15 protein-coding genes are annotated in these 12,314 nt (G+C 47.3%); 5 read left to right on the top strand and 10 right to left on the bottom strand.

The annotated features are described in order from the left end of the window. Nucleotides 1–74 precede the first annotated feature (74 nt). From V7723_RS08500 to V7723_RS08490, 3 genes are all read right to left on the bottom strand, one after another. Nucleotides 75–1,313 (bottom strand): class I SAM-dependent methyltransferase, encoded by a 1,239-nt coding sequence (locus tag V7723_RS08500; protein ID WP_335684028.1) that lies wholly within the window; start codon nucleotides 1,311–1,313, stop codon nucleotides 75–77. A 5-nt stretch (nucleotides 1,314–1,318) separates the two neighbouring features. Continuing rightward, a complete protein-coding gene (locus V7723_RS08495; RefSeq protein WP_335684027.1) occupies nucleotides 1,319–2,299 on the bottom strand; it encodes an NADPH:quinone oxidoreductase family protein in 981 nt (326 codons plus the stop codon). An 89-nt stretch (nucleotides 2,300–2,388) separates the two neighbouring features. After that, a complete protein-coding gene (locus V7723_RS08490) occupies nucleotides 2,389–3,414 on the bottom strand; it encodes an asparaginase (RefSeq protein WP_335684026.1) in 1,026 nt (341 codons plus the stop codon). Between the two features lie 73 nt (nucleotides 3,415–3,487). On the opposite strand from V7723_RS08490, the gene V7723_RS08485 reads away from it, so the two are divergent. Genes V7723_RS08485 through rlmN form a run of 3 tightly spaced genes read left to right on the top strand, consistent with a single transcriptional unit; the run spans nucleotide 3,488 to nucleotide 5,867 of the window. Further along, nucleotides 3,488–4,027, top strand: coding sequence for an RNA methyltransferase (locus V7723_RS08485; protein WP_335684025.1), 540 nt, complete (start codon nucleotides 3,488–3,490; stop codon nucleotides 4,025–4,027). A gap of 37 nt (nucleotides 4,028–4,064) precedes the next feature. Then, complete coding sequence (locus V7723_RS08480; RefSeq protein WP_335684024.1) at nucleotides 4,065–4,655, top strand: invasion associated locus B family protein; 591 nt, start codon at nucleotides 4,065–4,067, stop codon at nucleotides 4,653–4,655. A 51-nt stretch (nucleotides 4,656–4,706) separates the two neighbouring features. Further along, nucleotides 4,707–5,867 (top strand): 23S rRNA (adenine(2503)-C(2))-methyltransferase RlmN, encoded by a 1,161-nt coding sequence (gene rlmN, locus V7723_RS08475; protein ID WP_335684023.1) that lies wholly within the window; start codon nucleotides 4,707–4,709, stop codon nucleotides 5,865–5,867. Here rlmN and V7723_RS08470 read toward each other — a convergent pair. Together V7723_RS08470 and V7723_RS08465 are read right to left on the bottom strand one after the other, a co-directional pair. Next, nucleotides 5,862–6,332, bottom strand: a complete 471-nt coding sequence (locus V7723_RS08470) for a GNAT family N-acetyltransferase (protein WP_335684022.1) — start codon at nucleotides 6,330–6,332, stop codon at nucleotides 5,862–5,864. The two genes, rlmN and V7723_RS08470, sit on opposite strands and share 6 nt — an antisense overlap. A gap of 39 nt (nucleotides 6,333–6,371) precedes the next feature. Further along, nucleotides 6,372–7,538 (bottom strand): benzoate/H(+) symporter BenE family transporter, encoded by a 1,167-nt coding sequence (locus tag V7723_RS08465; protein ID WP_335684021.1) that lies wholly within the window; start codon nucleotides 7,536–7,538, stop codon nucleotides 6,372–6,374. Between the two features lie 99 nt (nucleotides 7,539–7,637). On the opposite strand from V7723_RS08465, the gene V7723_RS08460 reads away from it, so the two are divergent. After that, complete coding sequence (locus tag V7723_RS08460; protein WP_335684020.1) at nucleotides 7,638–8,204, top strand: helix-turn-helix domain-containing protein; 567 nt, start codon at nucleotides 7,638–7,640, stop codon at nucleotides 8,202–8,204. 1 nt (nucleotide 8,205) lies between these two features. Here the strand turns inward: V7723_RS08460 and V7723_RS08455 are convergent, their stop codons facing one another. Next, nucleotides 8,206–8,988: an SDR family oxidoreductase gene (locus tag V7723_RS08455; protein WP_335684019.1), complete on the bottom strand. Its 783-nt coding sequence runs from the start codon at nucleotides 8,986–8,988 to the stop codon at nucleotides 8,206–8,208. A gap of 223 nt (nucleotides 8,989–9,211) precedes the next feature. On the opposite strand from V7723_RS08455, the gene V7723_RS08450 reads away from it, so the two are divergent. Beyond that, the gene (locus tag V7723_RS08450; protein WP_335684018.1) at nucleotides 9,212–10,420 is read left to right on the top strand and encodes an argininosuccinate synthase; all 1,209 of its coding nucleotides are present in this window, start codon (nucleotides 9,212–9,214) and stop codon (nucleotides 10,418–10,420) included. A gap of 28 nt (nucleotides 10,421–10,448) precedes the next feature. Here V7723_RS08450 and V7723_RS08445 read toward each other — a convergent pair whose 3' ends face one another. Genes V7723_RS08445 through V7723_RS08430 form a run of 4 tightly spaced genes read right to left on the bottom strand, consistent with a single transcriptional unit; the run spans nucleotide 10,449 to nucleotide 12,287 of the window. Continuing rightward, nucleotides 10,449–10,760, bottom strand: coding sequence for a hypothetical protein (locus V7723_RS08445; RefSeq protein WP_335684017.1), 312 nt, complete (start codon nucleotides 10,758–10,760; stop codon nucleotides 10,449–10,451). A 23-nt stretch (nucleotides 10,761–10,783) separates the two neighbouring features. Then, entirely contained in the window at nucleotides 10,784–11,668 is an 885-nt protein-coding gene (gene folD, locus V7723_RS08440) for a bifunctional methylenetetrahydrofolate dehydrogenase/methenyltetrahydrofolate cyclohydrolase FolD (RefSeq protein ID WP_335684016.1), read from the bottom strand. 23 nt (nucleotides 11,669–11,691) lie between these two features. Next, on the bottom strand, nucleotides 11,692–12,003 hold the full coding sequence (locus V7723_RS08435) for a DUF167 domain-containing protein (RefSeq protein ID WP_335684015.1): 312 nt from the start codon (nucleotides 12,001–12,003) through the stop codon (nucleotides 11,692–11,694). Continuing rightward, nucleotides 12,000–12,287, bottom strand: a complete 288-nt coding sequence (locus tag V7723_RS08430; protein WP_335684014.1) for a YggT family protein — start codon at nucleotides 12,285–12,287, stop codon at nucleotides 12,000–12,002. The genes V7723_RS08435 and V7723_RS08430 overlap by 4 nt, the downstream gene beginning before the upstream one ends. Nucleotides 12,288–12,314: the final 27 nt, after the last annotated feature.

Raw genomic sequence — 12,314 nt, 5'->3', positions numbered from 1 at the left:
TGCCCGTTTTTGAACATAAAGAACTAATTTTGCAATCCTGCCCTGCGTTTCAATTTAAAGCCGAAACCGAAAAGTTATGAAGACTGCAGCCAGAGCAAATTCAAGCCGTTCAACAAAGTATAAATAGGTACGTAACGGTTTCGAAATTTTCCCCAATTCAAAGCGAAATGTTTTTGCATTTCACCGAGAGTTCTCCTTCCGTCAATAAGAGCCGCAAATTCAGCAGCGCCATCTGGCACCTTGAAAGAATGCGATTCACCGTCAAAGCCAACATTAAGTTCGGAACGCGCAGAGAATGCTTTGAAAAGCAATTCAGGATTACGGTCCTTTAAGGTCGGGATCATTTCTGGATTGAATTTCGCGACAGTATCCGCGGTGTTGGAAGATTTTTTTGCATAGACAGTATGTGTCTTAAGAGATCCGCATATGTTCTCTGCTAAGGCCGCTTTCTCAGCTGTCCCCATGCTCCTGACTAACTTCAACAACCTATCGTCTTTCAAATAGGTCTCAGGCCGGTAACGGATGGGTTCAATAAATTCGACTAAACCTACGTCGCACATTTGGAGCAATGCCAATAATTCCGGTACAAGGTAACTGCGATCTCGAGGGTGTAAAAGCAAATCAAATAATGCGGCATCTTCACCTAGTTTGTGATCGCCCAGATAGTTATTCTTGTTAAGCCAATTTGAAGCAGGAAGGGATCCAATCAATGCTTTAGCAATTTTTACTTGCTCGAATTGCGTTTTCCCTGCAGCCATCGACCTTAACGCATTTTGAACTGGATATACGCCGGTGCGGCCTAGTGTTGCATAGACCATAAGGCCTAGCCCACCATCTTCCGCCAAGCAGGAAATAAGGGCCTGCAAACCCCTTTCAGGCACCTCAAGATGATGAAGCACACCACAGCAATCAATATAATCAAAAGGGAGAAATCCCATTTCCGGCAATTCCAACAACGAGCCCGTGTGGAATACCATGTTTTCTAGACCACGTGCTTTGGCTCGGCTTTCCGCAACAGCGCGGCTAGCCGATGACAGATCCAAATACGTGACCGTCCCCCGATCACCATGATCGCTGAGATGCTGTGCCAGCATGATGGCGGCATCACCGGTTCCTCCGCCCGCAACTAACGCCCGAAAGGGTTTTGAGAAGTCACGCTTTCCCGAATAAAGATAGTGATTTAATTCGCCAAGATGGCTTGGGCTACCTTCAATAAGCCGAGAATGCTCGTCCGCCGGATCGCGTGGCGGGTAGGGATACTCTTCATATTGGCGCTTTACAGCTTTATCACGCCGTCCCCTACCCTTTGCCATCGATATCAATCCTTTACGGTGATGATAACCTTACCGGTGGACTTGCGTGATAGGAGCGCATGCATCGCAGCGGCTCCCTCTTCCAGCGGAAAATGCATAGAAACATGAGGATTAATTTTGCCTTCTCTAACCATATCAAGCATTGCTTGAAAATTAGCCCGGTTCTGATCCGGATGGCGACGGGCAAACTCTCCCCAAAATACACCCACAACGGAACATCCTTTAAGAAGCGCTATGTTTGTTTTCAGTTCTGCAATCCGACCTGAAGCGAAGCCAATCACCAACAGCCGGCCATTCCAATTAATACACCGCATGGATTGGTCGAACGCATCCCCACCGACCGGATCATAAATGACATCAGCGCCGTTACCATCTGTCAACTCTTTGACACGATCACGGATGCTTTCGGTAGAATAATTGATAACGTGATCCGCACCATATTGCTTAACGATATCCATTTTCTCATCAGATCCAACAGTACCAATCACTGTTGCGCCCAATGCCTTGCCAAGCTCTACCGCATTTAGTCCTACACCACCCGCCGCGCCATGAACCAACAGAACTTCACCCGGCTGCAGGCTTCCCCGATCGATAAGCGCATGATATGTCGTACCGTAGGTCACCGGAAAGCCCGCGGCCTTATCAAATGGCATGTTATCGGGAATTTTGTATGTGCCATCTTCCGGGGCCAAAACATATTCGGCAAATCCGCCAACACCGTGGTTCGCCATGACACGATCACCAACAGCAACGTTAGTTACACCCTCACCAATTTCAATGACAATTCCGGCACATTCCATTCCGGGTGAAAAGGGAAATGGCGGCTTGAACTGGTATTTACCGGCAATCATTAACGTATCCGGAAAATTTAATCCCACGGAATGAACCTCGATAATCACCATACCCGGCGCCACAGCGGGCTTATCGACCTCTTCCATGACCAAGATATCTGGAGTACCAAATTCCTTACAAACAAGCGCTTTCATTTTTTATTCCACTTTTCATTCTTTTTCTTTATTGCGATGCACAAACTTAACCCTGATTAAAACCCAAGGTCAATTGGCGGAGGTGCGATTTAGTCAAAAACAGCTTTCAGATGGCCAACGACAATATCATTACGGTTCCGCAATATCGGATGAAAATACGGATCTGCCGATTTATGAATATCGTCGGTCATGACACCGAGATCATCTAGTAATGCACCAAGGGCAACCTCGGCAGCCCTATCTGCACCATCCAAGGATTTCAATGCGATGCCAAGTCCCAGTTCCGGCAGCGCTGCAAGATAAACGGCTTCCGCGCCAACTTTTGCAATCACCGCCCCCCGGGCTGCGCCATCCAGTGCCGTACAAAGCCGATTTGTACCTGCAATCATATGAGGATGTTTGGCGATAGCAGTTTGGATACGCCGGCAAGCAATTGCCCGATCTGTCTCCAACTTAGACGGATCCGCAAATCGGGCGATTGCCAAGGCTGCTTTTTCAAGCGGGATGGCAATAGTCGGAATGGAGCAGCCATCTATCCCGATTGGTGCCCGGCTCAAATCAAGATCCGTAAAATCCTCCAGAACTTTAACAATCCGTTGCTGCACTGGATGATCCAGATCTATATAACCTTGGGTGGCCTCTTTCATATGTATAGCGGTGCTTAAGAAGCCGCTATGTTTACCCGAACAATTATTGTGGGCGGCCGTTGGTGTAAAGCCTGCACTCGCAAGCTCTAGCGCAGCTGGCTCATATTTTGGCCAATGCGTACCACATTCGAGATCGCCAATGTCTAAACCAATGCGCTTCAACCAATCTCTCACAGCATCCACATGAGAGGCCTCGCCATTATGCGATGCACAGGCAAGGGAAAGTTCTTGTTCAGTGACGTTCAACGCATCTGCGGCGCCCGTTTCAACGAGAGGCAACGCTTGCAACGGTTTAATGGCCGACCGCAAATAAACAGCATTTTTCACATCGCCCCAACTTCGAAGAAGCTTCCCGTCAGCATCCGAAATAGCCGCAATAACGTGATGGTGACTTTCGACAATGGGGCCACGGGATACAGTGACCGTAAAAGGATTACTTGCGAAATCGGAAGAAGAATAATTAATCATGTATAAGCCTGGAAATTTGGATATAATCGTGACCGGCTTTTAACAGGATTCGTAACAGCGGAATAGCAAAAAAATGACAGGATCTCGGGGATATTTTGGTGTTGGCGTTGAAGGCATTAGTAAACCAATGAATGCGGGCAATTTGTTTCGGACAGCAAACGCCTTTGGCGCCAGCTTCGTTTTTACAATAGGCGCAGAATATTCCGTTAAGAAAGCTCGATCAGATACCAGTGTCGCACCTAAAAATATCCCTTGGTATGATTTTGAGAACCTCGACGATATGAAGCTACCCAAAGGGTGCAAAATTGTTGGTGTTGAGCTCCTCGATGAAGCGATAGAGCTACCAAGTTTTTTTCATCCTATCAGCGCGGTGTATATTCTGGGCAAAGAGCGCGGCTCCCTTTCCCCAGAATTACAGGATAAATGTGACTATTTTATCAAAATTCCGACAAAATTCTGTTTGAATGTTGCAACCGCCGGCGCGATCGTTATGTATGATCGAATTGTAACACATGGACGATACGCCAAACGTCCGACCGGCGAACTTGGAAAGCCTATTCCGCTGGAGGACCATGTTCAAGGAGCGCCAATTAAGCGCCGACCGGATGGATAGAAAAACCTGATAAATCTTTTGAGTGGGACTAATTTGAATGAATAATGGTGACCAAAAATTGATCAACGAACAACTGGCAAATTTAAATTCAAACCGTTATTCTGGCATTATGAATAAATCTATTTTGATATTGTCAGCGCTGCTACTTTACGTTTTTGTATCTTCCAGTGGCGCTCTTGCTCAAGAAAAAAGCCCCAAGCCACTCGGAACATTTAAAGACTGGCAAGCTTATAGTTGGGTCGAAAACGGCAAAAAACTATGCTATATGCTGTCTCGCCCGAATAAATCGACACCTAAAGGTGTTAATCGTGACGACATTTATCTGATGGTGACCTACCGCCCGGCTTCATCCTCGAAAGAAGAAGTCAGCCATATTACTGGTTATTCCTATATGGAGAAATCCACCGTTGATATTTTAGTTGGGAATCGAAAATTTGTATTGGCGACCAATAATGATGTTGCTTGGGTTCCTGAAGGGGAAAGTGACGCCAAATTAGTAAGTGCGATGCGCGGTGGATCGAAACTTGTTGTAAAGGGCAAATCTACGCGCGGAACATTGACGACCGACAGCTATTCGCTGCAAGGTTTTACGGCCGCTCACAAGCAGATTAGAAAAAGCTGTACTTGAGGGTGCTGACGAGAGTATAAGCCTCATTTTTAGAATTAGATTGAATGCCGAATGAATCCTTTGATTCCAGATGTAGAGGCTGTTGATCGCCAACCTGAATTGCTGGCCATCAAAAAAAGCCTTATTGGATTGACGCGCGAAGAAATCGCTGCAGCACTTGTTGACGCGGGCGAAGACGCTAAGCCTGCGAAGATGCGGGCCCGTCAACTTTTTCATTGGTTATATCATCGCGGTGCCAGCAATTTTGATGACATGACATCCATTTCCAAGGAAATGCGCAGCCGGTTGCCTGACCAATTTACGGCAGAACGGCCGGAAGTAACGAGCTTGCAGGAATCGGCCGACGGCACTCGTAAATGGCTAGTCAAATTCCCGGATGGGCAGGAAGTAGAATCTGTTCATATTCCGGAGGAGGATCGAGGCGCCCTCTGCGTTTCTAGCCAGGTTGGATGTACTCTGACATGCAGTTTTTGCCATACGGGCACTATGAAGCTTGTACGGAACCTCACCGCCGGTGAAATTATCGCTCAAATGCTCGTTGCCCGTGATACAATAGGCGAGTGGCCGAGCCCAAAAGGCGAACGCATGATTTCCAACATTGTCATGATGGGAATGGGAGAGCCTCTCCTGAACTATGACAATGTTGCAAAAGCCCTTAAAATAATCATGGATGGCGAGGGCATTTCACTTTCAAAAAGACGGATTACTCTTTCGACATCCGGCGTTGTTCCTAAAATTCATCAATGTGGTGAGGAATTGGGCGTCAATCTCGCTATTTCCTTACATGCCGTAACGGATGAGATTCGCGATCAGTTGGTTCCGATCAACAAACGCTATCCGATCAAAGAGCTACTGCAAGCATGTCGGGAGTATCCCTCTAGCAACAATGCCCGGCGGATCACGTTCGAATATGTCATGCTGAAGGATATTAATGACAGCCCTGCAGATGCTCGGGAACTTGTCCGCTTACTCAAGGATATTCCAGCAAAGGTTAATCTGATTCCTTTCAATCCGTGGCCCGGTACGCAATATGAATGTTCCAGCAATAACGCTATTCATCGTTTTGCCAAAATCGTCAATGACGCGGGATACTCATCACCGGTACGGGTTCCGCGCGGTCGCGATATTATGGCGGCTTGTGGTCAGCTGAAATCGGAAAGTACCAAAATTCGGGCATCGGAGCGACGGTCAACTCAAGCAGTATCCCTATAGATTCATCTGCATTGTAATGCTTGTGGGCCTTTTATATCCTTCATGAGACGTTTCTGCAGTTTGAGAAAACCCAAAGCGACGAAAAAAGGCATGAACTTCAGTCAGTTCAACACGGGTTTCCAGCTCCAAAGCCGATTTTCCCGCGTTTTTACTTAAATCTATCGCGGCCTTCAGTAATTTCTCACCGACTCCGACCCCTTGTAAGGCAGGGTCAACTGCCATCTTTCCAAGATAGTTCTTACGTCCTGTCTCTTTCAAGAAACAACACCCAATCAGTTCTCGATCCTCATAGGCAGCAATTACAATTTCTTCCGCCACTTTTTTCCTAAGTGCATCCTTATCAAGCGAATGGACAGATGAGGGTGGATCAATCCGGTCCTCCATATAAGTAAAAGCGCCATGGATGAGCACAAGCAACGCATCCCAATTATCAAATTCTCTATTTAAAGTTTTGATTGTCAGCATCTTTCAATCCATTCTTATAATGAATTAATCCTAGCATGTTCACTTGGATGTCGAGGGCCGTTTTTTAAACAAATAGGCGGCCATTCCCAACAATAATCCCCAAAAAGGGGCACCAATCGAAAGTAATGTTAGCCCCGAAGCTGAAACAGCAAATGTCAAAATTGCCGCATCACGCTCCGCTTCTGTTCGCAATGCGACTTCCAGGCTATTTGCAATGGTGGATAGCAAGGCAAGGCCAGCGATGGCCATAATTAATGCGGCTGGGAAGGCAATGAACAATCCTGTCAACGCGGCACCGAATATCCCGGCCATTGTATAAAAAATAGAAGCCCACAGTACTGCGAGATAACGTTTTTCAGGATCAGGATGAACCTCTTTACCCATACACATGGCCGCCGTAATTGCCGCCAAATTAAAGGCGAACCCGCCGAAAGGCCCTAAAGCGAGCCCCGTCGCACCGGACCAGGCGATAAGCGGAGAGGCCGGCGCTTGATAACCATGAGTTCTAAGGGCAGCCAATCCGGGTACATTTTGCGATGCCATGGTAACAACAAATAAAGGAATTCCGACGCCGATTAATGTGGCAAAATCAAATGTCGGCATTACAAAAACTGGCGTGGTAAACGTCAAATCCAGAGATAGCCCCACCAAACTCCCTTGCAGCGCTGCGACAATTATTCCGGACAAAAAAGTCAACGGAATGACATATCTTGGGAGTAATTGCTTGGTCAGGAGGTAAACAACCAGCATTATTCCGACGAGAGAAAAATCAGCTTCCAGCGCAACAAATGCATCCAGACCAAATCTCAATAAAACCGCCGCTAAAAGCGCCGCCGCCAAAGATTGCGGTACGACATTCATAATTTTCTCGAACCAGCCTGTCACACCGCAAATTGTCAACAGAAACGAAGAAAAAAGAAAAGCCCCTATGGCGTCGCTCATTGGAACACCGGGTAGGCTGGTCACCAGCAACGCCGCTCCTGGTGTCGACCATGCGATGAGTATCGGTTGTCGGTACCAGAGAGTTAGGCATGCCGAACTAACACCCATCCCAACACCTAAGGCCCAGAGCCAAGAACTGATCTGCTCAGGGTTAGCTCCCGCAGCGTTGGCTGCCTGAAAAATTATGGCGCCGGCGCCGGCATATCCAACAAGAACTGCGACAAATCCGGTTGAGATGAAAGAGGGTGAAAAGAAACGGAGCATAGAGCTACCTCACATTCCGATTGTGCGTTATAACGTATAATTCGCATCACCTTAACATTTGTACGTTATAACGCACAAGCTTAAAAAAGAGATCAAAATATGTCGGATCCGAATGACCATGTTGCGAATGCTCTCAAGCATTTGCGAAAATCCCGAAAATGGAGTTTGGATGTGACGGCGCGCCACACGGGTGTCAGTAAAGCCATGTTGGGGCAAATTGAAAGAGGTGAATCTTATCCAACAACCGCAACCTTATGGAAGATTGCGACGGGGTTTGAGGTATCGATTTCTTCTCTCATCGAAGAGATATCAGAAGGACCAACAGAAACCTTAGTTAGAACCGCCAATAGCATTCGACAAAACAAGTCCGCCGATGGACTAGCGGTCGCCCCGCTTTTTCCGTTTGAACAGCGCCTTGGTTTCGAATATATGGAATTGTCCTTTCGCCCCGATTATGAAAGATTATCGGATCCTCACGAACCGGGCGTAATAGAAATCATTACCGTAATTGCCGGAAAATTAGAGATCCTCGCTGACGAAACCTGGCGCGAACTAGAAGTTGGGCAATCCATACGATTTCGTGGTGATCGCCCGCATGGTTACCGGAATAAAGGTCTGGATACAGCCGTTGTCATGACCATCATTCACTATCCAAGACGACCTTAAATCATCCGATAGACCGCCGGGAAGAAATGCCACCATCAACCGTATAGATGCTACCCGTAGAGTATCCAGCCCGGGACGACGCTAAAAAGACAATTAGACTTGTTACTTCATCGACATGTGCAGGCCTGCCCATTGGAAAAGACTCCACAAGCTCCATGTATCTGCTTTCCTCACCGAGAAGCGATAAAGCCCTTTTCTTCAACATTGTAATAATCCGCTCTGTCTTTACTGGCCCTGGATTAACGCCCATGACACGAATACCGTCTTTCAAACTGCTTCCGCCCAGCGCCCGTGTAAAAGCCATAAGGCTCGCATTTCCCGTGGTGCCTGCTATATATTCTGGATCGAAAACTTCGCCGCCGTTGCCAATATTGTTGATGATTACGCCCTCAGACTTTGATTTCATTTTTGCATAGAATAATCGGCACATATTAATGTAACCCATCACTTTCAGCTCCCAGCCTTGCCGCCATGCCGCCTCGTCGATATCAAATAGATTGCCACTTGGGATCGCTCCGGCATTATTCACGAGAATGTCGACATCACCAACTTGCTCAGCGAGTTCTGCGCATCCCCCTGATTGTGTAATATCCAAAGGATGAAGCATTACGGTCACGTCCGAAATACCCTCAATCTCCGATTTGATACGTTCAAGATTATCAATATTTCGCGCGGTTAAATGCAGATTCACCCCCTCATCTGCGAAAGCTTTGGCAATACCTTCACCAATGCCTTGCGACGCGCCCGTAATGAGGGCCGTTTTACCACCAAGTTCCAACTGCATTTTCAGTCCTTTTATTATTTATTAAATTCATATCGAAGTGGAAATTTACACTAGCCAGAATTAAGACTAGCAGTGAATTTTTGAAAAGGAAAAAATTTGCCATATTCGGCGCATTTAAATGTGCCCTCCAAAGCATACTGCCTCTTGCGGCAATCCCGCTTTTCCCTTAGGTTGCGCGCTGAAAATTTATGCACATTATAGATTCCCATTAAAGGTATGCGTCATGTCACAAGACATCAAAAAAGTCGTATTGGCTTACTCCGGCGGTTTGGATACATCTGTGATCCTGAAATGGCTGCAAACTACGTATAACTGTGAAGTAGTAACTTTTACAGCCGATATAGGCCAAGGCGACGAATTGGAGCCAGCTCGCGCGAAAGCAGAAATGCTCGGTATCAAAGATATCTTTATTGAGGATCTTCGAGAAGAATTCGTCCGCGACTTTGTGTTTCCCATGTTTCGGGCAAATACCGTGTATGAAGGACAATATCTTTTGGGCACCGCCATTGCCCGGCCGCTTATCTCAAAACGTCAAATCGAAATCGCCCGTGAAGTCGGCGCAGATGCTGTCGCGCATGGTGCGACAGGCAAGGGCAACGACCAGGTCCGGTTCGAGCTGGGATATTACGCACTTAACCCCGATATCAAGGTCATCGCTCCCTGGCGCGAATGGGATTTGAATTCGCGTACGAAGCTTATTGAATTTGCCGAAAAGAACCAAATACCTATTCCAAAAGACAAGCGCGGAGAAGCTCCGTTCTCTGTTGATGCAAACCTGCTCCACATTTCCGCAGAAGGGAAGGCGTTGGAAGATCCGTGGGAAGAAGCTGGTGAGTATGTATATACGCGGTCTGTTGCCCCAGAAGACGCACCGAATACGCCGACTTATATCGAAATCGAATATGAAAAAGGCGACCCCGTAGCCCTCGACGGCAAACGGTTAAGTCCCGCAGACATGCTGACTGCCCTCAATAAACTTGCGGGTGATAACGGGATTGGTCGCCTTGATTTGGTAGAAGGCAGGTTTGTCGGAATGAAGTCTCGCGGTATCTATGAAACCCCGGGAGGCACGATCATGCTTGAAGCCCATCGCGGTATCGAGCAGATCACGTTGGACCGCGGTGCCATGCATCTCAAAGATGATATCATGCCACGCTATGCAGAGCTGATTTACAACGGTCTGTGGTTTTCGCCTGAACGGGATATGTTACAGGCGCTCATCGATAAAAGTCAGGAAAAGGTCGCAGGAACAGTTCGCCTGAAACTGTACAAGGGTCGCGCTACTGTTGTTGGACGGAAAAGCCCCTATTCTCTATATTCCATGGAGCATGTAACTTTTGAAGAAGACACTGTTTATGATCAACGGGACGCCGAGGGTTTCATTAAACTGAACGCCCTCCGCCTACGTCTCTTACACCGGCAGAAATCGTAAAACAGAGGGGGCGTCGCCCCCTCATCTTTTAGCGAAAATCATCAAAATCTGGATCTTCAGCATCGGCTTCGAAGTCCGGTACCTCCTCAACGTAGGGAGTGTATTGATCTTTGACGAATAACACGGCCGCGAAAATTGCCCCGCAGAATGCGCCCAGGGCCATGATCATTCCCACCGACGGTACCCAGCGCATATCCCAATCCAAGGCAAATGCATTCACCGCGAATAAGAGGCCTGCCGCGGGCAACACAAAGAAAACAACGGCAAAAACAATCCCCGTCAACGCACCTACGCCAACAAATTTAAAGAATTTTGCAATCATTTGAGGTGGGAATCTCACTTCGTGCTCCGTTTTCAATTCTCTTAGTGGGCCGGTTCTTCTATCCCGGCTTGCCGACATGCCGCGGTAACGGTGTTTGCCAATAAACAAGCGATGGTCATCGGCCCAACACCACCAGGTACAGGCGTGATAGCCCCTGCGACTTCGACGGCCTCCGAAAAACAAACATCACCAACCAGTTTGGTTTTTCCGTCGTCTTTTTCAATTCGATTAATTCCGACGTCTATAACTGTTGCACCCGGTTTGATCCAATCCCCCCGGACCATTTCAGGTCGCCCAACTGCCGCGACAAGAATATCCGCACCCCGGCAAACAGATGGCAGATCTTTAGTTCGTGAATGCGCGATTGTAACGGTGCAACTTTCGGCCAATAGCAAACTCGCCATCGGTTTCCCAACAATGTTTGACCGACCGACAACAACCGCATTCAGCCCGGATAACTCGCCAAGTTTATCTTTGAGCATCATGATGCAGCCCAACGGAGTACAAGGCACCATTGCAGGCAAGCCCACCGCCTGGCGTCCCGTATTGATTACATGGAAACCGTCGACATCCTTGGCCGGATCAATGGCATCCAAAATGGCCATTTCGTCAACTTGCTTCGGAAGCGGTAATTGCACCAAAATGCCATGTATTGACGGATCCTCATTTAATCTCGTGACAACGCTCAGGACCTCTTCCTGTGTCGCGGAAACATCTAGGCGTATCTCCTCTGATTTCATTCCCGCTTCTGCAGTCGATTTGCCTTTATTTCGGACATAGACCTTACTCGCAGGATCTTCTCCAACTAGGACAACAGCTAATCCAGGCGTCAAATTGTTTTCAGATTTGAGAACAGCAACTTGCCGCCCGACGCGCTCACGTACGTTCGCGGCGAACGCTTTCCCATCAATAATATCTGCGGTCATTTACTCACCCTTATCACCCAATATTAATCCAATTTTTGGGCCAATTCCGCTTCAATGTAAGCAGAATCTCCCACGATACGAACTGTCTTACTTCTATTCGACGTGCCAGTAACAATTTCAAAATCCGATTTCGGTCGCCTAAGAAATTTTGCCAACAGATTTATTAATGCCAAATTTGCTTTTCCTTTTTCTGGCGGCGCCGTGACGCTAATTTTGATTGAAGACTTCCCCGTTGCATCAAGACTGGTCCCCATTATCTGATTTCGGGATGCTCCGGGTGAAAGCCGGATACTGAGCAATACTCCTTTGTCATCACTGCGGACATAGGGTGTCATACCATCGTTGGCAAATATTCAAACATAAGATTTCTCAAAAAAATCAACAATAGAATCAAGACAATAGGCGAAACATCCAATCCACCAAAACTTGGAATAATTTTACGGATCGGACGCAAGGGAGGCTCCGTAATCCGATATAGAAAATTCCCGACTGACGCAACGAACTGGTTACTTGTATTCACGACATTGAACGCGACAAGCCAACTTAGAATGGCGTTCGCAATCAAAAGCCAAATAAAAATCGAAATAACAGAACTGACTAGTAAGAGTATTGAATCCATGTGTGTACCTGTTCGATTGAAGATCAT

Source organism: Sneathiella sp. (assembly GCF_036960985.1).
Classification (GTDB): Bacteria; Pseudomonadota; Alphaproteobacteria; order Sneathiellales; family Sneathiellaceae; genus Sneathiella.
The sequence above is the reverse complement of the archived record's forward strand: the minus strand, read 5'-3'. Positions and strand labels throughout refer to the sequence as shown.

Coding starts and splice junctions, on each gene's coding strand:
- V7723_RS08500 (WP_335684028.1), bottom strand. CDS start 1,313: ATGGCAAAGGGTAGGGGACGGCGTGATAAAGCTGTAAAGCGCCAATAT.
- V7723_RS08495 (WP_335684027.1), bottom strand. CDS start 2,299: ATGAAAGCGCTTGTTTGTAAGGAATTTGGTACTCCAGATATCTTGGTC.
- V7723_RS08490 (WP_335684026.1), bottom strand. CDS start 3,414: ATGATTAATTATTCTTCTTCCGATTTCGCAAGTAATCCTTTTACGGTC.
- V7723_RS08485 (WP_335684025.1), top strand. CDS start 3,488: ATGACAGGATCTCGGGGATATTTTGGTGTTGGCGTTGAAGGCATTAGT.
- V7723_RS08480 (WP_335684024.1), top strand. CDS start 4,065: ATGAATAATGGTGACCAAAAATTGATCAACGAACAACTGGCAAATTTA.
- rlmN (WP_335684023.1), top strand. CDS start 4,707: ATGAATCCTTTGATTCCAGATGTAGAGGCTGTTGATCGCCAACCTGAA.
- V7723_RS08470 (WP_335684022.1), bottom strand. CDS start 6,332: ATGCTGACAATCAAAACTTTAAATAGAGAATTTGATAATTGGGATGCG.
- V7723_RS08465 (WP_335684021.1), bottom strand. CDS start 7,538: ATGCTCCGTTTCTTTTCACCCTCTTTCATCTCAACCGGATTTGTCGCA.
- V7723_RS08460 (WP_335684020.1), top strand. CDS start 7,638: ATGTCGGATCCGAATGACCATGTTGCGAATGCTCTCAAGCATTTGCGA.
- V7723_RS08455 (WP_335684019.1), bottom strand. CDS start 8,988: ATGCAGTTGGAACTTGGTGGTAAAACGGCCCTCATTACGGGCGCGTCG.
- V7723_RS08450 (WP_335684018.1), top strand. CDS start 9,212: ATGTCACAAGACATCAAAAAAGTCGTATTGGCTTACTCCGGCGGTTTG.
- folD (WP_335684016.1), bottom strand. CDS start 11,668: ATGACCGCAGATATTATTGATGGGAAAGCGTTCGCCGCGAACGTACGT.
- V7723_RS08435 (WP_335684015.1), bottom strand. CDS start 12,003: ATGACACCCTATGTCCGCAGTGATGACAAAGGAGTATTGCTCAGTATC.
- V7723_RS08430 (WP_335684014.1), bottom strand. CDS start 12,287: ATGGATTCAATACTCTTACTAGTCAGTTCTGTTATTTCGATTTTTATT.